Consider the following 23,662-nt stretch of genomic DNA (forward strand, 5'->3'; position numbering starts at 1 on the left):
CTATATCCGGGCTACTCCTGTATCTCTTGCAGCTTTCGCTACTGCCTCGGCAACAGCAGGAGCCACTTTTTTGTTAAATGGATTCGGGATGATATAGTCGGCATTCAATTCTTTTTCATCAACTAGGCCGGCAATTGCATATGCTGCCGCCACTTTCATCTCATCGTTGATATCACTCGCGCGAACATCTAAGGCTCCTCTAAAGATCCCCGGAAATGCTAAAACGTTATTGATCTGATTCGGAAAATCGCTTCTGCCTGTTCCAATCACGGCTGCGCCTGCTTCTTTTGCGAGATCTGGCATAATCTCCGGTACCGGATTCGCCATCGGAAACAGGATTGGATCAGGAGCCATGCTTTTTACCATCTCTTCTGTCACAGTCCCTGGAGCTGAAACCCCGATAAATACATCTGCTCCCTTGAGCATCTCTCCCAGAGTTCCCTTTTTCTTCTCGAGATTCGATATTCTGGCCATCTCCTGCTTTTCTTTATTCAGGCCTTCCCTTCCGTCATAGATGGCACCCTTTCGGTCACACATGATGACCTCTTTCAGTCCCAGACTCACCAGTAGTTTGATGATCGCTATACCTGCTGCACCTGCTCCTGAGGTGACAACTTTAATATCTGAAATGTCTTTTCCCACGAGTTTTAAGGCATTAATCATAGCAGCCGCCGTCACCACCGCTGTACCATGCTGATCATCGTGAAAGATCGGAATATCACAGCGTTCTTTTAATCTTTTTTCAATCTCAAAGCATCTTGGTGCTGAAATATCCTCAAGATTCACACCGCCAAAGCTTCCTGCTAGTAATGCAACTGTATCTACAATTTCATCCACATCATTTGTCCTCACACAGAGAGGAAATGCGTCTACACCGCCGAATTCTTTAAACAGTACACACTTTCCTTCCATAACTGGCATGCCCGCTTCCGGCCCGATATCTCCAAGGCCCAGAACTGCAGAACCGTCAGTGATCACGGCTACCATATTGCCACGGCGTGTGTACTTGTAGGATAAATCCTTATCCTCGGCGATACGAAGACAGGGCTCGGCAACACCCGGCGTATATGCAATCGACAGATCCTCGGGAGTTTCCACCTTTGCTCTGCTTGTAACTTCAATTTTTCCTCTCCATTTTTCGTGCTGCAATAATGCCTTTTCTTTCACATCCATGATTAGTCCCTTTCCGGCTTTCCCTTAAGCCTCTAGCTTCTGTTAATATAACTTTGTCCGTATGTCATAGCAGCCAAAGATTGTTATATTCTTATCATACCTCTTCGAGTAATGAATTGCAATCCAAAAATCAAATTGTTCGGCTGTAATATCTGTTTGTGCCAATCTGAACACAGTTATACTTTCGAAAAAAGACTAATAAATCTGTCCCTTCGCCGCGGCTATTTTTTCGGTGCATCAAGTAGTTTTGCAAGGCCTTTGGCATAGGCGATCAGCATTCGCCTGTCATCTTTGGAAAGATTTTTGTAAATTTCCAGCAGCTCTGTCTGAGAATTGGTAAGCGTGTATTCTTTTATGCCCTCCAAAAAGAAATCTGATAAAGTAATCTCGAAGGCATCACACATTTTCTGAAGTGTGGGAACTGTCGGTATATTCGTCCGGTGCAGCATGTTGTTAATTGTGGAGTAAGGAAGTCCGGATTCCTTTGCAAGACGGTAATACGACCACTTGCGTTCCGCACAAAGCTCCTTGATATGTTCAATAACATCTGTATCTCTCATAATTTATGCCCCATTCTTTTTCGTGTATTTTGTAGTAAACTAAGATGTCAATGCACAAAGGTTCGTTTGTGCCGGATGGAGTCCTGTTTAGACATACATTATAAATCTATTGTAGTTGACTAAATGATAAACGATAGATGTTAATAAGAGCGTGAACTATATACTTCATATGAGTGATAATTACGAGACATTTCCCCATTAGTTACGGAGCTTTCTTATTTTTGGAGATTATAAAACCACTGGAGATTTGACCAGTGGTTTTATAATTTGCTATCCTTTTAATGAAAAAAATCCCGGAAACATAAGCTTTCCGGGAAGTGATTATTTATGCAGCGATCTTTGATTTTGCAAGTTCTGCAAGTGTTGAAAAACCATCTTTATCATTGATTGCCATGTCAGCAAGAACCTTTCTGTTGAGTTCTACACCGGCAAGTTTTAATCCATACATAAATTTGCTGTATGAAAGGCCGTTGATACGTGCTGCCGCATTGATACGTGCAATCCAAAGTTGACGGAATTGTCTCTTCTTTTGCTTTCTTCCTGCATAAGAACTGGACAGTGCTCTCATCACTGACTGTTTTGCAACTCTATATTGTTTACTTCTGGCACCTCTGTACCCCTTTGCCAGCTTTAAAGTTCTGTTATGTTTTTTCTTAGCGTTCACTCCGCCTTTAACTCTTGCCATTTCTTATATTCCTCCTTGAAAACCTCTTACGAATACGGTAAGATTTTCTTCATATTCTTTACGTTTGTTGCATCAAGAACAGTAGACTTTCTAAGATTTCTCTTTCTCTTTTGAGATTTCTTGGTTAAGATATGGCTCTTATATGCTTTGTTTCTCATAATTTTGCCTGTTCCTGTTGTCTTAAAGCGCTTTGCAGCCGCTCTGTTTGTCTTCATTTTTGGCATGTTAACTTCCTCCTAAAAGCAACGTATCTTTCAACGTTTTTCTGATAAAAACATGGTCATACTTCTGCCCTCAACCTTAGGTGCCTTCTCAACCGAAGCGATATCAGACAGACTTTCAGCGAATTCATCAAGGATATGTCTCCCATTGCTCATATGTGCCATCTCACGGCCCCTGAAACGCAGAGTAACCTTAACTTTATTTCCCTTGGAAATAAACTTTCTGGCTGCACCCACTTTTGTATTCAGATCGTTGGCGCCGATGTTTGGTGACAGACGTACTTCTTTGATGTCTATCGTTTTTTGCTTTTTCTTGGCTTCCTTTTCCTTACGGGCAAGTTCATACTTATATTTTCCATAATCGATGATCTTGCAGACAGGCGGTTTCGCCTTCGGAGCAATTTTTACCAGATCCAACCCCGCCTCCTGTGCCTTTCCATAGGCGTCTCTGGAAGACATAATACCCAACTGTTCCCCATCTTTACCGATCAGACGGACCTCTCTGTCACGTATCTGTTCGTTAATCATTAATTCGCTAATTGTTGTACACCTCCATAATATTTTCCTTGTTTACACTTCGCTCTTGTTATGAAATTCCATCTTAATATAGGCTTGTCACAGCATAAAAAAAGATAGTCAGTCAGACTATCCACCGTTTACGTATCTGGACATATGTAGTCCATTCAATCGTCTTATTAACCATTAGTCGCTTCAGGCGCTAAGGTGAGAGTGGATACTCTTCTTTGTTTTCATACTCGCTTATAATATCATAGTTGAAGTCAGCCGTCAAGCACTTTTTGTTACTATTCAGCCATGCGCAAAGCGCAGCAGCTCAAAAACGAGCTTATGGCTGAATAGTTGGCATCATCAGTTTTGTGTGAATGTACTGCATCTGGTCTCGTCGCTGGTACAAGCCTCATTGCCTCCGACATTTATGGCACCCGCAACGCATTTACATTGTTCATTATAGCTGCAGTTTTCTGCTTCGCAGTCAATACCTATGGTTGTACATCCTGAGCTTGCACTATTACTCATAGAACCTTCTTTGCGCTCAATAAAGCTCTCGCATGAAGTTTGATCCGAATCGTGTGCATTTGCACCGCCTACTTTGATCTCTCCTTTTGAACAGAGCTCATCAACATTGTAAGCACAGGTTGCAGCGGAACAATTTAATACTGTCATAAGTCTCTACCTCCTTTATATACGGAGATAGTATTGACTTAATCATTCGCTTTTATTCGAATTTCCTCTTTTATTTCTTTTATGAAACCTTCCAGTTCTTTCTGTCCCAGATCGCCCTTTCTGCGGTTTCTGACAGATACACATCCGTCTTCCTCTTCTTTTGCACCGACAATCAGCATATATGGAACCTTCTGATTTTGTGCCTCTCTAATCTTATATCCGATCTTTTCAGAACGCAGATCAATCTCTGCACGAATTTTGGCGTTCTGCAATTTGTCAAGGACTTGGTTTCCATATTCTTCATATTTTTCTGATATCGGCAAAACCTTTACCTGAACCGGTGAAAGCCATGTCGGAAATGCTCCCGCATAGTGTTCAATCAGAATTCCGATAAAACGCTCCACCGATCCGAGAAGAACTCGGTGAATCATAATCGGTCTGTGTTTCTCGCCGTCCGCTCCTGTATATTCCAGGTTAAACCGCAGCGGCAGCTGAAAATCAAGCTGAATGGTCCCACACTGCCAAGTTCTTCCGAGCGAATCCTCCAGATGGAAATCAATCTTCGGCCCGTAAAATGCACCATCACCTTCATTTATAAGATAATCGGTCTCCATCTCATCAAGAGCACCACGCAGAGCATCGGTTGCCATCTCCCAGTCTTCATCACTGCCCATACTGTTATCCGGGCGAGTAGAAAGCTCCACATGGTATTTAAAACCGAACAGATTGTAAACCTCGTCGATAAGTTTTGCAACTTTCTTGATTTCTTCCTTCATCTGTTCCGGTGTCAGAAAGATATGAGCGTCGTCCTGTGTAAAACAGCGGACACGCATCAGCCCATGCAGCTGGCCTGACTTTTCATGGCGGTGTACCAGACCAAGTTCCGTAAGACGCAGCGGAAGATCACGGTAAGAACGCGGTTCCGATTCATAGACCAGGATGGATCCCGGACAGTTCATCGGTTTGATTGCGTAATCTTCCTCATCAATTTTTGTAGTATACATGTTATCTTTGTAATGATCCCAGTGTCCGGATGTCTCCCACAGAGATCTGCTCAAGATAACAGGAGTCGAAATTTCGTCATAATGATTCTTCACATGGAGTCCCCTCCAGTAATCCAAAAGAGCATTCTTAAGTGCCATTCCCTTCGGAAGGAAAAACGGGAACCCGGGACCCTCATCACTCATCATAAAAAGGCCCAGCTCACGTCCCAGTTTTCTGTGATCACGTTTTTTTGCCTCTTCAATCTTGTTCAGATACTCTTCCAGATCCGCCTTCTTTGGAAATGCAGTTCCGTAGATACGAGTGAGCATCTTATTGCGCTCATCTCCTCTCCAGTAGGCACCGGCGATACTTGTGAGCTTAAAGGCCTTCACAGGCTTTGTGCTCATCAGATGCGGTCCTGCACAGAGGTCTACAAACTCTCCTTGCTCATAGAAACTGATCTCTTCTCCTTTTGGAAGATCCTCAACCAGCTCTACCTTATATGGCTCATTACGTTTCTCCATAAAGGCAATCGCCTCATCCCTTGGTTTCGTAAATCTTTGAATCGGATAGGCCGCCTTTATAATCTTTTTCATCTCTGCCTCAATCTTAGCCAGATCTTCCGGAGTAATCGGCTCTTCACTGTCAATGTCATAATAAAATCCATCGGCGATCGACGGACCGATTGCCAGCTTTACATCCGGATATAATCTCTTAATTGCCTGTGCCATAATATGTGAAGTTGTATGGCGATATGCAGCCAGTCCTTCTGGATCTGAAGGTGTATGGATAGCAAGGGTACAATCCCGGTCGATTTCATGACGGAGATCCACAATTTCCCCGTTGACTTCCCCACAGGCAGCCATTCTTCCCAGTCCTTCACTAATATCTTTTGCAATATCAATCACGGACAACGGCTTGTCATATTCTTTTTTTGATCCATCTTTCAATGTTATAATCATATACATCCTCCTTTATTTAACTAAAAAAGTCCCTCACAGCCGTATCAAAATACATACTGTAAGGGACGAATCATCAATCACATTCGCGGTTCCACCCAAATTGTTTTAAAAACCACTCATTACGATGATAACGGAATCACCGGACCGAATTGGGGCCACTCAAAGGTAGTTTTCAACCGTTTCCCGATAAGACACTTCCAGCTTTTATGTCTCTCTCTGTAACGTTTCACGATTTACTCTTCTTCTCAACGTGTTGTCTTCTATGTGGCTTAAGTATAACACGCCATCTGGCATTGTCAAGGTGTTTTTTTTAAGTTATACTTAAGGTAAAACAGCCCACAAGGGCGAATTTGGAGGTTTTTTAAAAATGAAGCTGATATTTATACGTCACGGAGAACCCAATTACGATATCGATTCTCTCACAGAAAAAGGATGGCGCGAAGCCGAATATCTGTCAGAACGGACCAGTAGATGGGACATCACGGACATCTATTGTTCTCCCCTCGGGCGGGCACAAGATACTGCAGCTGCCTCGCTAAAAAAATTAGATCGAAAGGCAGTCACCTGTGACTGGCTAAAAGAGTTCGATTCCCCAATTGTGGACCCACAGACCGGAAAACAGGTTCTCCCCTGGGATCGAAAATCCGATTATCTCAATACTCATCCGGAATTGTTTGATTTGGACGGATGGCACCAAAGCCCGGATATGATCTCGGGAAATCTAAAGGAAAATTACGAATATGTCACGGCAAAGATGGATGAGCTGCTCGTAAAATACGGATATCGCAGGGATGGATACCGCTATCTCACTGAGAAAAATACTCATCGCGACGATGTTGTCGTCTGTTTCTGCCATCTGGGAATCACAGGTGCATTGGTCTCTCACCTGATCAATGTGACTCCCCACCAGTTATGGCAGGGATTCTTTCTCGCCCCGACCTCCGTCACTGTACTCGGAACCGAAGAGCGTACTCCGGGTGAAGCATACTTTCGATGCCAGATGATGGGCGACACCTCCCATCTGCTCCTACATAGCGAACCGGTATCCGTCTACGGATCCTTTACAGATCCATTTCAGGGGTAACGATCCCAGAATTCTTTTACCTCATCTGCGATCGTTTTGACGGAGCAGGTACTGTATGTCTTCCATTCCCGCGGAAAGAGATCCAAGTTCTCCCGATACCGGAAGCGTTCGTCTAAAAGCACGACCACTCCGGTATCTTCATCTGTTCGTATCACACGTCCCGCGGCCTGGAAGACTTTATTCATGCCGGGAAAACGATAGGCGTAATCAAAGCCTTTTTCGCCCCGCCTGTCATAGAATTCTTTCAGAATTTCCCGTTCCGTATCCAATTTTGGAATGCCTGTCCCCACAACGAGCGCTCCGATCAGTCGTTCCCCGTCCAGATCAATTCCTTCTGAGAAAATTCCTCCCATTACACAAAACGCGATCAGAGTCTCTGAATCTGTGCTGTTTAGGCTAAACGCATCTAAAAAAGCCTCTCTTTCGGTCTCGTTCATACCGGAAACCTGCTGCAGCACCTGGACACCTCCGTCAGCCTCTACCTTGGGCAAGAATGACTCCTGAAAGATATCGTTTACATCTTTCAGCATCTGATAAGATGGAAAGAACACCATGTAATTTCCCTTTTTCTGCCCCACCGTCTGACAGATATAAGAGGCAATTCTTGTATATTCCTCTGTGCTCCGCCTGGTATATTTCGTGCTCACGTCATTCGTCAGAATCAGTTTCCGTTTGTCAGGGTCAAATGGCGACTCCACATAAACCGCATAATCATCTTTTCTCACGGACAACAGTTCTTTATAATAACGGACCGGGAGAAGTGTCGCCGAGAAAAATACTGCACTCACTCCCTTATTCAGACATTCCTGCAGATTGTCCGCCGGATTTACGCAAAATAGTTTCAGCATAAAGCGTCCGTCTGCCGTATGTCTGGCATAAATCATATAATTTTCGTCCATGATTTCGTAGATATTGACAAACGACTTCACAGAAAAATAAAATTCAAGAATCTTTTTTCTCAACTCTCCATTTCCCAGATCCTGAAGAAAACGTTCCAGTTCTCCCACCAACCCCATCATAGAAAGGAGAAAATTTCCGACATTTTCAAGTTCCAGGTAATCTTTGCTGCACTCTCTTTTAAAGGCAAGAAGCTGCCGATTGCAGCGTTCCAACACCCTTGCAAGTTTTGTATCGTGTACGTAAGGCTTAATCAGCTTTTTGATCTCCAGAAAATCCTCTTTATATACGGCTGCACTGTACATCTGCCTTCCTCGTTCCACCAGATTGTGGGCCTCGTCAATCAAGAAGAGATATTCTCCCTTTCCCATGCCTTCTCCAAAGAATCTGCGAAGACGAACCACAGGATCGAAGACGTAGTTATAATCACAGATGACTGCATCGACCCATGTAGCCAAATCCAGCTGAAATTCGTAGGGGCAGACTTGTGCCTTATCTGCCGCCTCCAATACCACATCTCTCGATAACGTATCACTGTGATTCAGAAGCTCAAAAACCGCATCATTTACCCGGTCATAATGTCCTTTTGCACGTGGGCATGTCTCAGGACTGCAGTCCACCTCATCACAGACACACATCTTTTCCTTTGCCGTCAGCGTAATCACTTTATAGAGCAGGCCTCTTTCGCTTAAGATTGAAAACGCCTCTTCTGCCACGGTCCGGGTGATCGTCTTAGCAGTAAGATAAAAGATCTTATCTCCTTTGTTCTCCCCCACTGCGCGGACCGCCGGAAAAAGTACCGACAACGTCTTCCCAACACCCGTAGGTGCATTTACAAAAAGCTGTTTCCCCCTGATAATCGTGCGATATACATCTGCCACAAGCTTTTTCTGTCCTTTTCGGTATGGATAAGGAAATTCCATCCCCTGCATTGATGCATTCCTCTTCTGTCTCCACAAGTACTGAAAATCTGCCCACTTCTGGTATTGACAGATCAAATCTGTAAACCAATTGTCCAACTCTGCCATTAAAAAAGTCTCGTTGAAGCGTTTGATCTCCTCTGTCTCCAGATTACAGTAAGTCATCTGAATCCCCATCTGCTCTTTATGGTTCAAAAGGGCATAGATGTAGGCATAGCATTTTGCCTGTGCCACATGAACCGGCACCGGCTCTGTAATCTCCGAGATCAGTGTATAAGTACTCTTGATCTCGTCAATCACATCCATGCCATCTTTATAGAAGATTCCGTCTGCACGGCCTTCAATCCGCAGAGTATAGTGATCAAACTGTTTCTCATAGATAAGCGGACATTCTGGACGATAACCAGCCCCCATACTCTTTTGAATCTTTCTGTGGATACGGCTGCCTTTTTGCATCGCCTCTTTATCGGCAAACCCGTCCTTTCGGTTGTCTAGATCCCCGCTGCGAAGCAGGAATTCCACCAATGCCCGCACGGATATACGGATTGTCTCCATCCTATCACCTTTCCTGCGTCTTCTTGCGCCTGTACAAGCTGCCCGTTGTTTCCACAAGCCTGCATGATACATAGAAGGACATAACAGAACGAATGTTCCTCTGTTATGTCCTTCTTTTTGTGCCTGTCAGGCCACTGAATACTTCTGTAAAGTTTGTTTAAAATCCTGGTCTTCGCCATAGCAGTGAACAGTCAATGTTCTCGACAAGTCCATGCTTAATATACCCAGAATGGATTTGGCATCTATGATAAAGCGATTGTAAAAAATGTCTATGTCAAAGTCACACTTTGATGCTGCGCTTACGAAGTCTTCAACGGCTTTTACATTCGGCAGTTTAATTTTGCTTTCTGCCATCATAATCACCCTTTCCAAAGCGTTTGCTTACTTTTCTTGTGATAGGTAATACAATCAAAACCATATACCTATCGTATAACAATTATTGCACGATCGCTTATTCTTGTCAAACATTCTTTTTAATCATCTTATCCGTGCTGTTTATGACAGCTGAACCAGAGCAGTCAGTGCATCATCAACGTATTCATTCAATACGCCGGAAAATGTTCCCGCATCGGCAGCATTTGCATAATCTGTCCGAATCGGCATCTTTCCCAGGACTTTTGTTCCCAAATCTTCCACAATCTCATCAATATGGCTTTGACCGAATACTTCAATCTTTTTCTCGCAGTCCGGACATTTTACATAACTGTAATTCTCAACCACACCGAGTACGGGAATTGCCATCATATGTGCCATCTTATACGCTTTTGTCACAATCATACGCACCAGCTCCTGGGGAGATGATACGATGATGACTCCATCGACCGGGAGGGACTGGAAGACAGTCAACGGAACATCTCCGGTTCCCGGCGGCATATCAACAAATAAGTAATCGAGATCTCCCCAGACTACCTCACTCCAGAACTGTTTCACAACATTTACCAGAATGGGCCCTCTCCAGATCACCGGCTCCTCTTCATTTTGCAGCAGAAGATTTACGGACATAATTTTTACGCCATTTTCCGCCTCAGCCGGATACATCCCGCTGTCATTCCCCTTGATGGAACCATGAAGTCCATACATCTTGGGAATTGAAGGACCGGTGATGTCTGCGTCCAGAATACCCACGCGATATCCCATCTTTGCCATCTGATTTGCAAGTGAAGCAGTGACAAACGATTTACCCACTCCTCCTTTTCCGCTTACAATGCCAATGACATGTTTAATACTTGAATCCGGATTCAGTTTTACATGTAGATCCGGCATTTTATTCGTCTCTTTTGCCATTATTTTTTCCTCTCTGTTTTTTTACTTGATAAATCTGTCGATTGCCTTATTCAGGTCCTCAAGTGCTTCCATATCTCCGCTTTCCACGGCATCCACAATACAATGCTCAATGTGATCCTGCAGGATCACTTTTGCAGTATTATTGATTGCAGACTTCACAGCCGACAGCTGAATCAGAACTTCACTGCAGTCTCTTCCATCTTCCACCATGCGCTTTATTGACTCCATATGCCCGATCGCCCTTGAGAGACGGTTAAGCACAGCCTTTGTATTTTGATGTGTATGTGTATGCACATGATCGTGTTGATGTTCGATAACCTTCCCGTCCTCCAACACGTGTTTATGGGGCTCATGCGATATATATTCTTCCATCTTTATAATCACCTCATACTATAGTGTGGGAGCAAAAAATATTTTGCTCCATGATGCAAAGTTTAGTTTTTTATCTGTCCAAAGCTCTTTTCGCCTATAGAATCAGACATTCTCCCCAGTAACTGATCAGGCTTTCCAAAGACCAGGAAGCATTCGCCGGACTTGTAGAGGGTAGCTTTACAGCCTTAACCTTCGTATTATTTTCTATATATTTATGATACAGTCGAAAAGCTGTCCCACCATTTGTACAGATCTTTTTGATATCCGCAATCTTGAGAATCTCGGTCAGATCATTTGGCACAACATCTCTGATGCTGCTGTCGCTGGATCCCTCAACCGTACACGATGCAATCACATCCCAGACAGCTATCTGGTGTGACAACAAAAAAGTCTTTTTTTCTTTCACAGTCCCAGGAGTTTCGCACTGACAGATCCCGGCAAGCACCTTCCAGAATCGATTCTGCGGATGTCCATAGAAAAATCCGCTCTCACGGGACTTCACAGAGGGGAAACTTCCCAGAATCAGGATTCTGGAATCTTCATCATACACGGGATCAATCTCGTGTCTTTTTCTTGGCTTGTCACGACTCGGGATCATCTTCATCGAATTCGACAATTGTATAAAACCCCCTGTTTGTCTGATTTATCTCTTTTACGATACCTTGCCTGGACTTCAGGCGTTCAAAGGCAGCATAATTTCTGCTCATGGCTACTGCAGGGACAATCGTATAATAATAGGATGTCGGAAGCTGGCTCTCAGTCACCTTGACTTCCTGGCCTGTCTCCAGAAGTCCCTGTCTCTCCATCTTAAATTCCATCCTTCGCAATTCTCTCACCTCTTCATAATAATCGGTTGATTTTCCAGAAATCTCTGACGGCTGAACATCCAATCTTTACGATCTTTTTTCCGTTCATGGAATTCTTTCCTCCCTGGCGCGGTCTAAATGTAATCGGCAGCCACTTAACTTTACATCCCTTTTTTACGAAGATTACAGAAATCAGTACGTTTGCCAGGTGGAAGCCCGGAGGAATCAGGTCAATATACCGTCTTAAAGTCTGTCCCCTGATCAGACGATACGGTGTGTTAGCATCTCTGACATAAACACAAAAGCAAAGCCATATCACTGCTCTTAAGACTTTTGTCACGAATACCCGCAAGCACCCGTCGTGACGTCCTTTTCGATATCCGATGACCATGTCAAAATGTTCTCTGTTTTTCCAGAATTCTTCGAATTCTTCCGGAAGCGTCTGTCCATCTGAATCCGTCTGAAAGATATAATCGGCATGATTTTTTATTGCATAATGGTAGCCATAGAGAACTGTAGCCCCATGACCGTTGTTTTTCTTTGTAAGGACCGTAAGATGAGGCAGTTTTTTCTCCTGTGACCGCAGGATCTCATATGTGAGATCCGTGCTTCCGTCATCGATGACAACAATCTCTCCGGCATGTGCTACGGCAACGGGATACCACTGCTTTATCACTTGTTCGACATTGGCCTGTTCATTGTAAGCCGGGATGATAATACATAGTTTATCCATGTCGTTTCTATTCCTTTCATGCCTCTTCTTGTAGTTTAACATTTCTTGTCGTAAAAGTAAATCAATCCAGATTGACTTTTTTGCAGAGCTGCACTATACTTATCTCGACATAATAAAAAAATGCGCTAGGGGAGCCCCGATTGGCTGAGAAAGCGGAAACATCCGCTGACCCTTATCACTTGATGCGGTTAATGCCGCCGTAAGGAAGCTTTCTACTTATTTGATAAGGCCCCTCCTGCGAACTAATTATGAAGGAGGATTTTTTATGTTGAATTTCATGGTAAACTCTGAAGGAACACTAACCACCAGTGGATATGCCATCACAATCGTCGCAATCATCATTTTGTTTCTACTGGGAGCTGCTATCTCCGGCAAACACTTTGAGAAAGCAGAGAAAAAGCCAGTCTCTGCAAAAAAACTGGTATTTTGTGCAATGGGAATCGCTCTCGCTTTTCTCACATCTTACATCAAATTATTTGAAATGCCTTTCGGAGGCACTGTCACCTTATTCTCTATGCTTTTTATCGTTCTTATCGCAAACTGGTATGGACCCGGGACAGGAATCCTGGTCGGTTTTGCCTACGGACTTCTGCAGTTTATCCAGGAACCGTATGTCCTGTCATTCTTCCAGGTGTGCTGTGACTACGTGCTTGCTTTCGCCGCCCTGGGCTGTGCCGGATTCTTCCGCAATCAGAAGCATGGCCTCATCAAAGGCTACCTTGTTGCAATTATCGCAAGAGGTGCTTTCCACGCCCTTGGCGGATATCTGTACTGGATGGATTACATGCCTGATAACTTTCCAAAAACACTGGCTTCTCTATATCCGATTATCTACAACTACAGCTATATCCTTGCAGAAGGTGTTCTGACTGTCATCTTCATCTTGATACCAGCAGTCACCAAAGCTATAAAGCAGGTAAAGCGAATTGCTCTCGAGAATGTTTGACGTTCAGAACGTGAAATGGTATTATAACACGAAAAAGGAGCAAAAGAATATGGCTAATGAAGTAAACTATATTGTTGACACCTTGGAAACACTGGTCAACATTCCAAGTCCATCCGGTTTCACATATGAGGTGATAAACTTCGTGAAAGGTATGATCTCTGAGTTTGGTTATTCATGCGAGCTCACCGCAAAGGGCGGACTTATTATCACGGTCCCCGGAGAAAACAAAGAAGTTTTGGGCTTGAGCGCTCACACGGACACTTTAGGTGCCATGGTGCGCTCCATCAATGATACCGGGACCTTAAACCTTGTCCCAATTGGCGGTTATCTGATGGAGGCAATTGAAGGAGCTTACTGCAAGATTCATACAAGGGACAAAAAAGTCTATACAGGCACTATCTCCACGACAATGCCGTCGGTACATACATACGATGAAGCAAGGACTCTGGAACGTATACCAAAAAATATGATCGTGACCGTTGATGAACAAGTTGAAAACAAGGAAGACATAAAGGCTCTGGGAATCCAGTCCGGAGACTTTATCAGTCTGGATCCTTGTTTTGTCCACACGAAGAGCGGATTTATCAAAACCCGCCATATTGATGACAAGGGCTCAGTAGCAGTGCTTCTTACTGTTCTGAAAAAACTTTCCAAAGAGAAGATCACCCCGAAACGAACACTGAAGATCTTGATCAGCAATTACGAAGAAATTGGTCACGGGGCTTCTTTTATTCCAGAAGATATCAGGGAATTTTTGGCTGTCGATATGGGTGCGTTAGGTGCAGATCTAAATGGTGACGAATATAGTGTGTCCATCTGTGCACTAGATTCCAGCGGTCCGTATGACTATGACATGACAAACCGTCTGATTCAGCTGGCAAAAGATCATAACATCAAATATGCCATCGATATCTTCCCACACTACGGTTCCGATGTCTCCGCAGCACTTCGAGGCGGCCATGACATTCGAGGTGCTTTAATTGGTCAGGGTGTCCGTGCATCCCACGGCCTCGAGAGAACGCATGAGAAGGGATTGGAGGGAACCTTCAATCTGGTGATGGCTTATATCACAGAAATATCATAAATATATCATTGGAAATCTTTACCTTGGCTCTTGTAATTTTCATGAATTTTAAGTATAATGAGCTTAAATAGTTAGATTTCGACAATATATTTTTAAATGTTTCGAAACTAACTGTATATCTAATTTACATTTCAAATATCAGGAGGTATTTTTATGAGTGAAACAAAATTTTATCGTTGTGAACATTGCGGAAATATTGTGTCCATGGTGTATGAAGGCGGCGGAACTCTTGTATGTTGTGGAGATCCTATGACGGAACTGAAAGCAAATACTACGGATGCAGCAACAGAAAAACATGTACCGGTTATCACAGTAGACGGGAACAAGGTCACCGTGAAAGTTGGTTCAACACTTCATCCAATGACTGAGGAACACTACATTATGTGGATCTATCTTGAGACAGAAAAGGGCGGAGAGATGAAGCATCTTACTCCAAAAGATGAACCAATTGCTACATTTGCACTTGCAGAAGGTGATAAACCAGTTGCTGCTTTTGAATACTGCAACCTTCATGGACTTTGGAAAGCAGACTGCTAATATCTGGTGAACATACCAATTGAAAGGACGTGATAACAGTGCTTGACACAAAAGTAAAGAATTTGCTCGTTGAACAGATCAACAAGGAATTTTATTCCGCATATCTCTATCTTGATATTGCGGATTATTATTCGGATCAGGGACTGATGGGATTTGAAAACTATTTTACAGTACAGGCACAGGAGGAACGCGATCACGCGATGCTCTTCCGCCAGTATTTGCTGAATAACAGTGCTAAAATCACACTGACAGCTGTCGATGCACCTGCTGCATCTTACGAATCGATCAGAGATCCTCTTCCTGCCGTATTGAAACACGAGCAGTACATCACCTCATCTATCAATGAGATTTATAAAACAGCTTTCGAATGCGGAGATTACCGTACTTTGGAATTCCTCAACTGGTTCATAAAAGAACAGGGAGAAGAAGAAAAAAATGCGGAGGACAATCTAAATAATTATGATTTGTTCGCCGGTGACCCAAAGGGGCTGTACCTGCTGGATCAGGAATTAAAGAGCCGTGTATATCAGGCTCCGTCTCTTGTACTATAAGCAGGTAAAGAGACCGGAATGGAATATAACATCCGTTCCGGTCTCTTTTATTATGTCCGCATAAATGATAATACAAAGTTAACAGTGCAGCTCTTTTCCTATTGCTTCTTATATGTTTTTCCGCGTTTATCTGCATCAATAATTGCAGCCATAAATTTCTCAGTCGTAACGTCTTTGGGTCTGTGTCTCCATTCCTCAGTATCTTTTGCACGCTCCGCGATCTGTGGAACATCCTCTTTTGTGATATCGAGATCACTTAAACAGACAGGCAGTCCGAGAGAACGGTTAAATGCGGCGATTTTATCAAATTGATCGATCTGTCCGGCATACATCAGCTGCGTCAGCGCGCCAAAAGATACAATCTCACCATGCAGATGTTTTCCTTTACAGTTCTCTACTACTGTGGAACCATTATAGACACAATGTGCAAGACTGCTGTTGTAGTAATAGTCCTTTCCGGATACAAGATTTGAAACAATTCCTGTGCTTATGATGATATCCAAAACTACCTGCTCCAGTTCGAAAGATGCTTTCTTTGCCCTGCAGTCATCCAGTGCCTTCTTTCCATATCGAAGCAGCGGTTCCGTGCAGGCATGGCTGAGCTGAACTCCTAAGAGTGGTGTGTGGAATAGATCATCATCTTTTGAAGAAAAAACTGCCTCCGGCTCTTTGGAAAGAGCATCGCCGATTCCGGCCCACAGATAATCCGCCGGTGAATCTGCCACAATATCCATATCAATAAAAGTATGAATTGCCGGTTCTGGATAATAATACTCTTTAAAAGTATGATCTGGATTGTAAATCACAGAAATTGCCGTACATGCCGCACAGTTAGAACCAAGCGTGGGGAACGTAAATGCCGGTTTCTTCAGCTGATCAGCGACATACTTCCCAGTATCACAGGCACGGCCGCCTCCGACTGCGAAGATCATATCGGCCTGCAAGACCGTCTGCATTTCTTTTAATTGGTCACCATTTTCATAACTGGATTCTCCGCCATACCAGATAAAATCCATGATCTCAACATCCGACCCCTTTATCGCATCAAGAAGAGCAGCTTTTGCTTTCGACATTGCGGTCTCTCCACCTATCACGACCGCTTTCTTCCCGTAATATTTTGTTATCTCGGGAATATCCTCATAGCATCCACTGCCTACACTATAGTTCGGTAATACAACTTTATAATGACTCATCCAACTAATCCTCCGTATTAATTTAAATCAGGCATAATCCAAATCTGCCCACAAGTTACATTATCTGTTATTTTAACACTTTAGTTATAAAAATCAAGTAATATTTTCACTCATTTATATCATCCGGAGAATTAATTGCAGGTTAGACGTCTTGTGCCTGTTTATGAAAACTCGTGAAAATCCCCTGCCAGTTTTTCAATCGTATAAGCCATTCGGTCACCAGGCAGAACAGATTCTAATTCAATTGTGGCAAAGCGTTCTTTTTTCACGCATTCTAATTGTGAGAGAACAGCGTTATTTTTGATTTCATCTATCTTTTCTTTCACAGAGGGGGAATCGTAGTCGTGAATTAAGATAACGTCTGGCTCCCTCGCAATTGCCTCTTCATAGCTTACTGTAATCCACTGCTTTTTCGTCTGATCGTCAAAGATATTCTTTCCGCCTGCAAGTTCTATCAGTAAGGTTTCGAAATTATTTCCGCCACAGGTAAATATCCCGTCATTGCCACTGTCATAGACAAGAACGTTTACCGGTTTACGATTCGCGGCCTGATCCTTTACGGCGGAAATTCTGGTTTTCTGCTCCTTAACATAGGCTTCGGCTTTATCCTCGATACAAAAGATCTCCCCCAGATCTCTGATTTCCTGGTACATCTCATCTGGCGTAGACGCAGAGTTCATATATGTAGTAATTCCGAATTGTTCCAGCTCATCGACATCTAATCCCTCTTCCCCGAACTCCCAGTCAATCCCATAGATAAAATCGGCTCCCGATGTTTCAACGGACTCACGCGTCGCCGATGAATGATTCAGTTCCGGAATTTTGTCGTAAGTTTCCTTATACTGCGGCAAAGCTCCACGACTATGATTGTTCAAAGAATCACCAATTACATACTTCTCCAGCCCAAGAGCACAGAATAGTTCCGTACAGTTTGGTCCAAGGGTCAACACCTTTTTGGGCACTCCCTGAACGGTTATCTTCCTCCCATAATTATCAAATGCTAATTCTGTCTTTTCCCTGTGGTCTACATTTTCACTCTGCCCGCTTTTTGTTTCCTTTTTCCCGCATCCCGACAGTACCGAAAAGATCATCACCGCCGCCAAAAAAGCACTCATCTTTTTCTTCATCTTTTTCTTCATCTTTTCCTTTTCCAACCTTTCTCCTTTATAAAGTCTTGCCCTGCTGTTCATGCTGCTCCACAACACCTTCAGGCAAATAGGCGATATTTATCTTTCCTGTTTTCGGGTGTAATGTAATATCCGTTTTTACACCGTATATGTTCCAGATCATTTCTGTGGTCAAAATTATCTCTGGTTTTCCATTCGCAATCATCCTGCCGTTCTTTAATACATAAATCCTGTCACAGTACATCGCTGCTATGTTTAAATCGTGTATTGCAGCCAGAATGGTCACCCCAAGGCTTTTTACTAAGTCAAAGGTGGACAATTGATAACCGATATCCAGATGATTCGTGGGTTCATCTAAGATCAGAAACTCTGGCTTTTGTGCCAGTGCTCTGGCAATAATGACTCTTTGCTTTTCTCCTCCCGAAAGATACCGGTAGCTTCTTTTCGCACTGTCTTCCATACCAATTTTTTTTAATGATTCCATCACAATTTCTTTATCTTCTTGTGTATCCGTATCAAACAACTTCTTATGAGGGTTTCTTCCCATAACTACAATATCCTCAACTGTGAAGTCAAAAGGCACATAATTTTCCTGCCCTACGACACCTAATTTTTTTGCCACTTCTTTGTATGGAATTCTTCCCATCTTTTCACCGTACCAAAAGATGACGCCTTTTTCAGGCTGCAGTGACCGATAAACATTCTTTAGAATCGTTGATTTTCCACTTCCATTCGGTCCGATGATACCAACAAATTCCCCTTCTTTTACATTTAATTCGATATCTTCTACAATCTTTCTTTTTTCATAAGAAAAATCAAGATTTTGAATGGATAAGTCTATCTTATCTTTCATAGTATACCCCTCCTTATCCTATCGGTTTTTCTTTTTTAGCAGAACGATAAAAAAAGGGCCTCCAAAAATTGCCGTCAAAATTCCGAGCGGAAGCTCTTCCGGAGCAATAATCATACGTGCTGCAACATCCGTCCAGACTACGAGAATCCCACCTAATAAGGCTGCCACAGGCAATACTTTTTTATGATCTGCCCCCACCAAAAGCCGGGCAATGTGGGGACACATGAGTCCAATAAAGCCGATGCTTCCGCTTACAGAAATTGTGACCCCTGCAAGCAAAGAAGAAATTAACACCAATAGTTTCTGCATTCTTGCCACATTGACCCCTAAGGTACCCGCCGTATCCTCTCCGAGCAAAAGAGCGTTTAAGGTTCTGTAATGAATCATCAGAACAGACATACATAGGAGCATCACCACAAGTGGCAGAGTCAGATATCCCCATTTTGCACCTGCCAAGCTCCCCGACATCCAAAACTCGGCATTATGCAGCCCCAGTGCGTTCGGAGCACTCAGTGTAATCACCTTTGTCAATCCATCCATAATCATAGAAATCGCCACCCCGGATAGCAGCATCTGTGTAATATTGATTTTTCCACCTTCTCTGGAAAGGACATAAACCAACATGATGGTGGCCGCCGCGCCTAAAAAGGCACTAATAGACAAAGCGTATTTTCCCAGAAATGAAAATGCCCCGAACAACATTCCAAATGTTGCAAAAGCACAAGCTCCAGACGAGACCCCAAGAATGAACGGATCTGCAAGTTTATTTCTGACCAACGCCTGCATTGATACACCCGTCACTGCCAATGACCCGCCAACAATCATACCCAGTAAAACTCTCGGCAGACGAAGATTTATAACTATGTTTTCGTCCAACTTTCCCCAGTCAACTTGAATCCTATTGCTTATACCCGGAACCCTGTTCAAAATCACTTTAAGTGTTGTGCCGGGATTCACGCTTACCGGCCCTATCCCGACAGCTAAAACTACTGTGATCATTGCTGTTAACGTCAGAACTAATAGAATCAATCGCATGTTAGTTTCTCCGTCTTTTGATAATAAGATATGTGTTTTTTTCTTTCTCACTTACTTCTCCTCCCTTCATGCTAAATTTGACTATATTCTATCAATGTCTTCTGCTTGATACAAGCCTGTGACAGGGATCTATCTTTTAACGGCGCAAAGCCTTTAAAGCCTAGGTTCTCTTTCACCCTATATGGGTATCCGGGGGATATTGGTGCATAAAAAATAGCCGAAATGGATGCACTCTCCATTTCGGCTATTTTTTAAAAGTAATCGGATATATATGGTACCTGCTGCTCAATCGCATCTTCGAGCATATCAATGGTCGATTCCGATGCCTGTATTCTCCCAATTTTGTACAGATAATCAGGGCGTTTATAACCCATGAGCATTGTGGTCATAGTCTGTATATTGATTTCATCTGTGCAGACTAAATCAATTCGCTCGGCTTTTCCTTTCCCGGACCTGTCAACGGTCAGCCTAAACGTCCCCTGGTTGAATTCCAGCATCGGATCTGTCAGCTGAAACTCCCATCCTCTGACCTGCGTGTCAGGTTTAAAGGGATAATTCTCAACAAATTTTGTGAAGTCCACGATTCTTGCCATATAATATGGCGCGATCATTTCCTTTATGTCGGCATCCTCAAGTAAAAAAGAAAGCGGCTCATCTGTGAAGGTATCTCCCACTACCTTATCAATCATTGAAAAATGTGCGGAGACAAAATTCCAGAGCCCCTCTCTGGCCTCTTCATTTATAAAAACCATATCCTTTATATGAAAAATGTTATTAGAAATCCAATAGATCACATAGCCATCCTGTTCGCCCTTTTTGTTGTAATAGATGGCAGCTGTAATATCATCCGTATTCCACAGCCAGTATTCATTCCAGGCGAGCTCATCACGGAGGATAGCACCATGGGTATGTCTGGCATATCTCTCATAGGTATCTTTCAATTCCTCTGAATCGATATCTACCCTGCGAATCGTCCCAACAGTCTGTGTTCTCTTCGGCAATTGATAATCTTTGATTTCATATGAAATTTTGTCCGAAATGATCTCCCATCCCTTTTTCCTGTAGTATGGAATCGAGTACGGATACAGATATGTGATATACTGCTCTTTGTCCCTCATATTTCGCAGAGCCTGTTCCAGAAGCTTATGCATGAGTCCTCTTCCGGAATATTCCGGATAAGTTCCCACTCCGGTCAATCCACCCATGTCATAAATCCTGCCAAATATCGAAATTTTCATCGGATAGACCGCAACCTGTGAAATCAGGCTATCCTTGTCAAACCAACCGATCACATCCGCTTTCTCCATTGTCGGAAACTTTGCTCTTATAATCTCCTGCTCTTCCCAGCCAAGAGAACTCAGCTCCTGATCTGTCACCTGAAACACATAGCGCAGTAACTCGTTGTACTGTTCCATATATTCCTTTCTGACCGGTTTCATCATCAGATGTTTTTGATTCATCTTTGTTAAAAATCCCTTTCTGCCAGATTCAGATGAGCGTCTGCATGACGAAACCATCTGATTGCTTCTTCATAGGTCTCCCATACCAGATCCGCCTGTGATGTATCTTGTTTGATCTCGCTTCCCTTAAATCCGACAACCGTCGCTTTCGCATTGACTGCTGCTTTGATACCGGTTGGTGAATCTTCTAATATAATGCATTCTTTCGGGCCGGCATCAACATACTGCATCGCTGTAAGATAGCCTTCCGGATCGGGCTTTTTATGCTCAACCATATCTCCGCAGATAATCGCATCAAAGTAATGGATCAGATGCATGCGGTTTAACGCTGTAATGATCAGCCGGCAGTTTGTAGATGAGACAATCCCGGTCTTGATATCTTTCCTCTTCAGCAATTTCAAAAAGTCTTCTAATCCTGAGATCGGTTTTAAATCAGGACTGTTTTCATAATAACTTCCCAGTTTTGCCCTTTCCTTAAAAAACTCCTCAACAGAAACTGATACACCGGCATCTTTTAGAATCTCTTCTGTCTGTTTTCTGCCGTCTGTCCCTATATAAGATCTTCTCTGATCTTCTGTCAGTTGTATATGATACTTGTCAAATGCCTTCTCAAGATACTTTGTGGCCCCTTGTTCAGTATCCGCTATTACTCCGTCAAAGTCAAATAAAACAGCTTTTGTTTTCATAATTTCTGCAATCTTCCTATTCCTGATTTCTAATCACTAATTTCAGTTACACTCCCCACCTGACGCCGATGTGGTTCAGATGATCCTCTGTATCACTTGCGATCACATAAGAAGTATTTTCTCCTTTTATCAGGCTGATTGATATAAACAGCGGAATTTTTTCCTCATTATAAGTGATCTTGAAAATATCAAATAATGGGTCTCCCACTGTACACTGCAAGAAACCCGCAACTTCTTTTGTCGCTTTGCGTACTTTGATAACTTTATAATAATCCTCAGGATTTAACTCATATTCATCCCTCAGAACCCGAAAAATCGAGAAATCACCAGTCAGTTTATCCACAATACCTGGAAAACGATTCATGGGAAGATAGCACATATCATACATCATCGGCATGTCGTCAGCGTACATCACACGTTTCAGGTACATAACATCATTATCCCGGTTAATCTGCAGGTCCTTGGCATAAGACTCTTTCACGTGGATGATCGAACGCTCCAGAATTTCTGTCTTAACTGACTTCCCCTGCTCACCCATGGCATCATGAAAACCTCTCAGTTGATCCAAGCGGTTTTTCGTCCCCGCATTCAGCACGAAAGTTCCCTTACCCTGTTTCCGGATAAGGACTTCTTCCTCGCAGAGTTCTTTTACAGCCCTTCGCACAGTAATTCGGCTGACCCCATATTTCTGTTCTAATTCCGTTTCGCTAGGCATACGATCACCGGGTCTGTATATCTTGGCTTTGATATCCTCTGTAATCGAGTTCTTAAGCTGCTCATACAAAGGAGTCAGTGCATTTTGATCTAGCATACAAAATTCTCCCAGCTCTTGTTAAAATTTTATTACGAACCATGACATATATAATTGCTGCTGCAAACTTGCTTTCTGCAATTACAAGATTATCTGTATACTACATATTATATACCACGTGAGTTCTCAATTCAACAGTACCCTTACAATGGATGCGGATGCCCAAAGCCACCTGGCATCGTACAAGTATGTGCCGAACGTTCTGCGGCGTAATCCAGCGCTTCTTCTATTGTACCTCCATCTCCAGTGGATGTTAAAAATCCGGCAATAAAACTATCTCCTGCACCCATGGTATCCGTTGCATGAACTTTTTTTATTCCCTGATGATAAAACTTCTTCCCATCATAAAAGATGGAGCCTTTCATTCCCCTCGTAACACCTGCAATCTTCGTCCCCAGTTTTGAGACTTCATGAAGCAATTTTTTACATTCTTCTTCACTTAAACCTTCCCCTGAAAAGAATGCATAAGTCAGATAGGGACATGTTTTCTTCAAATAATCCATTTTATGTTCTTCAGAAAAATCAAAAGACAGATCACATACCTCGGACAATACTGGAAGCTCATACTCAAGATTTGAAAAACAACTGGTATGGCAAATGTCGAACTCTTTTATCACATCGATGTCTTCTTTTACAATCTTGATGGAAAAAAGATGCTGGCAACTTTCTCTTGGACCACCGGCAAAGACCCGGTCCCCGTCTTTTAGATATACTTTCGGCTGCGCGCTATGAGCATATACCTTTCGTGAGCGCTCATAGAACACACCCTCTTCGTCAAGACATTGCTGAATATATCTCGCTTTGTCATCATTTCCAAACACGCCGATATATTGTACTTTTTCAGCACCGTCTCTTTTACAATTCACCGCTACATTTACCGCATTTCCTCCCGGAAAGTAAACTCCCTCATCCACATAGCAGTCTGTCACATTATCACCGATTGCAATTAATTTCATTCTCT

At 43.0% G+C, this 23,662-nt stretch carries 27 protein-coding genes, 1 riboswitch and 1 other annotated feature; of the genes, 5 read left to right on the forward strand and 22 right to left on the reverse strand.

From position 1 onward, the window contains the following. The 7 genes from INP51_RS14305 to thrS all read right to left on the reverse strand — a co-directional run bounded on the left by INP51_RS14305 (position 1) and on the right by thrS (position 5,767). Positions 1-1,173, reverse strand: a complete 1,173-nt coding sequence (locus tag INP51_RS14305; protein WP_193735455.1) for an NAD(P)-dependent malic enzyme — start codon at positions 1,171-1,173, stop codon at positions 1-3. A 221-nt stretch (positions 1,174-1,394) separates the two neighbouring features. Continuing rightward, complete coding sequence (locus INP51_RS14310) at positions 1,395-1,733, reverse strand: helix-turn-helix transcriptional regulator (RefSeq protein ID WP_193735456.1); 339 nt, start codon at positions 1,731-1,733, stop codon at positions 1,395-1,397. A 325-nt stretch (positions 1,734-2,058) separates the two neighbouring features. Next, positions 2,059-2,418 (reverse strand): 50S ribosomal protein L20, encoded by a 360-nt coding sequence (rplT, locus tag INP51_RS14315; protein WP_193735457.1) that lies wholly within the window; start codon positions 2,416-2,418, stop codon positions 2,059-2,061. A gap of 26 nt (positions 2,419-2,444) precedes the next feature. Further along, entirely contained in the window at positions 2,445-2,642 is a 198-nt protein-coding gene (gene rpmI / locus INP51_RS14320) for a 50S ribosomal protein L35 (protein WP_193735458.1), read from the reverse strand. A gap of 30 nt (positions 2,643-2,672) precedes the next feature. Continuing rightward, positions 2,673-3,167 (reverse strand): translation initiation factor IF-3, encoded by a 495-nt coding sequence (gene infC / locus INP51_RS14325; protein WP_193735459.1) that lies wholly within the window; start codon positions 3,165-3,167, stop codon positions 2,673-2,675. Between the two features lie 339 nt (positions 3,168-3,506). Continuing rightward, on the reverse strand, positions 3,507-3,821 hold the full coding sequence (locus INP51_RS14330; RefSeq protein WP_193735460.1) for a DUF1540 domain-containing protein: 315 nt from the start codon (positions 3,819-3,821) through the stop codon (positions 3,507-3,509). Positions 3,822-3,859: 38 nt separating this feature from the next. After that, positions 3,860-5,767, reverse strand: coding sequence for a threonine--tRNA ligase (thrS, locus tag INP51_RS14335; protein ID WP_193735461.1), 1,908 nt, complete (start codon positions 5,765-5,767; stop codon positions 3,860-3,862). 58 nt (positions 5,768-5,825) lie between these two features. Continuing rightward, positions 5,826-6,025 (reverse strand) — a binding site (T-box leader). Between the two features lie 109 nt (positions 6,026-6,134). Here thrS and INP51_RS14340 point away from each other — a divergent pair. Further along, positions 6,135-6,851: a histidine phosphatase family protein gene (locus INP51_RS14340; protein WP_193735462.1), complete on the forward strand. Its 717-nt coding sequence runs from the start codon at positions 6,135-6,137 to the stop codon at positions 6,849-6,851. Here INP51_RS14340 and INP51_RS14345 read toward each other — a convergent pair. From INP51_RS14345 to INP51_RS14375, 7 genes are all read right to left on the reverse strand, one after another. Further along, positions 6,842-9,223, reverse strand: a complete 2,382-nt coding sequence (locus INP51_RS14345; protein ID WP_193735463.1) for an ATP-dependent DNA helicase — start codon at positions 9,221-9,223, stop codon at positions 6,842-6,844. The genes INP51_RS14340 and INP51_RS14345 overlap by 10 nt on opposite strands. Positions 9,224-9,349: 126 nt before the next feature. After that, on the reverse strand, positions 9,350-9,577 hold the full coding sequence (locus INP51_RS14350) for an HPr family phosphocarrier protein (RefSeq protein ID WP_193737392.1): 228 nt from the start codon (positions 9,575-9,577) through the stop codon (positions 9,350-9,352). Positions 9,578-9,718: 141 nt separating this feature from the next. Further along, a complete protein-coding gene (locus INP51_RS14355; RefSeq protein WP_193735464.1) occupies positions 9,719-10,507 on the reverse strand; it encodes an Mrp/NBP35 family ATP-binding protein in 789 nt (262 codons plus the stop codon). A 21-nt stretch (positions 10,508-10,528) separates the two neighbouring features. Then, positions 10,529-10,879: a metal-sensing transcriptional repressor gene (locus tag INP51_RS14360; protein ID WP_193735465.1), complete on the reverse strand. Its 351-nt coding sequence runs from the start codon at positions 10,877-10,879 to the stop codon at positions 10,529-10,531. Between the two features lie 94 nt (positions 10,880-10,973). After that, a complete protein-coding gene (locus INP51_RS14365; protein ID WP_193737393.1) occupies positions 10,974-11,477 on the reverse strand; it encodes a DNA-deoxyinosine glycosylase in 504 nt (167 codons plus the stop codon). Further along, positions 11,461-11,706, reverse strand: coding sequence for a hypothetical protein (locus INP51_RS14370; protein ID WP_193737394.1), 246 nt, complete (start codon positions 11,704-11,706; stop codon positions 11,461-11,463). The genes INP51_RS14365 and INP51_RS14370 overlap by 17 nt, the downstream gene beginning before the upstream one ends. Before the next feature lie 13 nt (positions 11,707-11,719). Beyond that, complete coding sequence (locus tag INP51_RS14375) at positions 11,720-12,418, reverse strand: glycosyltransferase family 2 protein (protein ID WP_193735466.1); 699 nt, start codon at positions 12,416-12,418, stop codon at positions 11,720-11,722. Between the two features lie 117 nt (positions 12,419-12,535). Then, a riboswitch (TPP riboswitch) is annotated at positions 12,536-12,641 on the forward strand. 42 nt (positions 12,642-12,683) lie between these two features. Between INP51_RS14375 and INP51_RS14380 the strand changes: the two genes are divergently transcribed. From INP51_RS14380 to INP51_RS14395, 4 genes are all read left to right on the forward strand, one after another. Continuing rightward, positions 12,684-13,364 (forward strand): energy-coupled thiamine transporter ThiT, encoded by a 681-nt coding sequence (locus tag INP51_RS14380; protein ID WP_193735467.1) that lies wholly within the window; start codon positions 12,684-12,686, stop codon positions 13,362-13,364. Between the two features lie 49 nt (positions 13,365-13,413). Next, on the forward strand, positions 13,414-14,448 hold the full coding sequence (locus INP51_RS14385) for a M42 family metallopeptidase (protein ID WP_193735468.1): 1,035 nt from the start codon (positions 13,414-13,416) through the stop codon (positions 14,446-14,448). 153 nt (positions 14,449-14,601) lie between these two features. After that, on the forward strand, positions 14,602-14,985 hold the full coding sequence (locus INP51_RS14390; protein ID WP_193735469.1) for a desulfoferrodoxin family protein: 384 nt from the start codon (positions 14,602-14,604) through the stop codon (positions 14,983-14,985). Positions 14,986-15,023: 38 nt separating this feature from the next. Beyond that, complete coding sequence (locus tag INP51_RS14395; protein ID WP_193735470.1) at positions 15,024-15,536, forward strand: ferritin; 513 nt, start codon at positions 15,024-15,026, stop codon at positions 15,534-15,536. A gap of 98 nt (positions 15,537-15,634) precedes the next feature. On the opposite strand, the gene INP51_RS14400 is transcribed toward INP51_RS14395, so the two are convergent. From INP51_RS14400 to INP51_RS14435, 8 genes are all read right to left on the reverse strand, one after another. Continuing rightward, positions 15,635-16,729, reverse strand: a complete 1,095-nt coding sequence (locus tag INP51_RS14400) for an iron-containing alcohol dehydrogenase family protein (RefSeq protein ID WP_193735471.1) — start codon at positions 16,727-16,729, stop codon at positions 15,635-15,637. A 161-nt stretch (positions 16,730-16,890) separates the two neighbouring features. Beyond that, a complete protein-coding gene (locus INP51_RS14405) occupies positions 16,891-17,868 on the reverse strand; it encodes an ABC transporter substrate-binding protein (protein WP_207736882.1) in 978 nt (325 codons plus the stop codon). 25 nt (positions 17,869-17,893) lie between these two features. Beyond that, entirely contained in the window at positions 17,894-18,709 is an 816-nt protein-coding gene (locus tag INP51_RS14410) for an ABC transporter ATP-binding protein (RefSeq protein WP_331463465.1), read from the reverse strand. 18 nt (positions 18,710-18,727) lie between these two features. Then, the gene (locus INP51_RS14415; protein WP_230406819.1) at positions 18,728-19,795 is read right to left on the reverse strand and encodes a FecCD family ABC transporter permease; all 1,068 of its coding nucleotides are present in this window, start codon (positions 19,793-19,795) and stop codon (positions 18,728-18,730) included. Positions 19,796-19,995: 200 nt separating this feature from the next. Further along, the gene (locus tag INP51_RS14420) at positions 19,996-21,204 is read right to left on the reverse strand and encodes a GNAT family N-acetyltransferase (protein ID WP_193735472.1); all 1,209 of its coding nucleotides are present in this window, start codon (positions 21,202-21,204) and stop codon (positions 19,996-19,998) included. Positions 21,205-21,209: 5 nt separating this feature from the next. After that, a complete protein-coding gene (locus INP51_RS14425; RefSeq protein ID WP_193735473.1) occupies positions 21,210-21,890 on the reverse strand; it encodes an HAD family hydrolase in 681 nt (226 codons plus the stop codon). 46 nt (positions 21,891-21,936) lie between these two features. Next, a complete protein-coding gene (locus tag INP51_RS14430) occupies positions 21,937-22,701 on the reverse strand; it encodes a GntR family transcriptional regulator (protein WP_193735474.1) in 765 nt (254 codons plus the stop codon). A 143-nt stretch (positions 22,702-22,844) separates the two neighbouring features. After that, a complete protein-coding gene (locus INP51_RS14435; protein WP_193735475.1) occupies positions 22,845-23,657 on the reverse strand; it encodes a PfkB family carbohydrate kinase in 813 nt (270 codons plus the stop codon). Positions 23,658-23,662 lie beyond the last annotated feature (5 nt).

It is taken from the genome of Blautia liquoris (assembly GCF_015159595.1).
Taxonomy (GTDB): Bacteria; Bacillota; Clostridia; order Lachnospirales; family Lachnospiraceae; genus Novisyntrophococcus; species Novisyntrophococcus liquoris.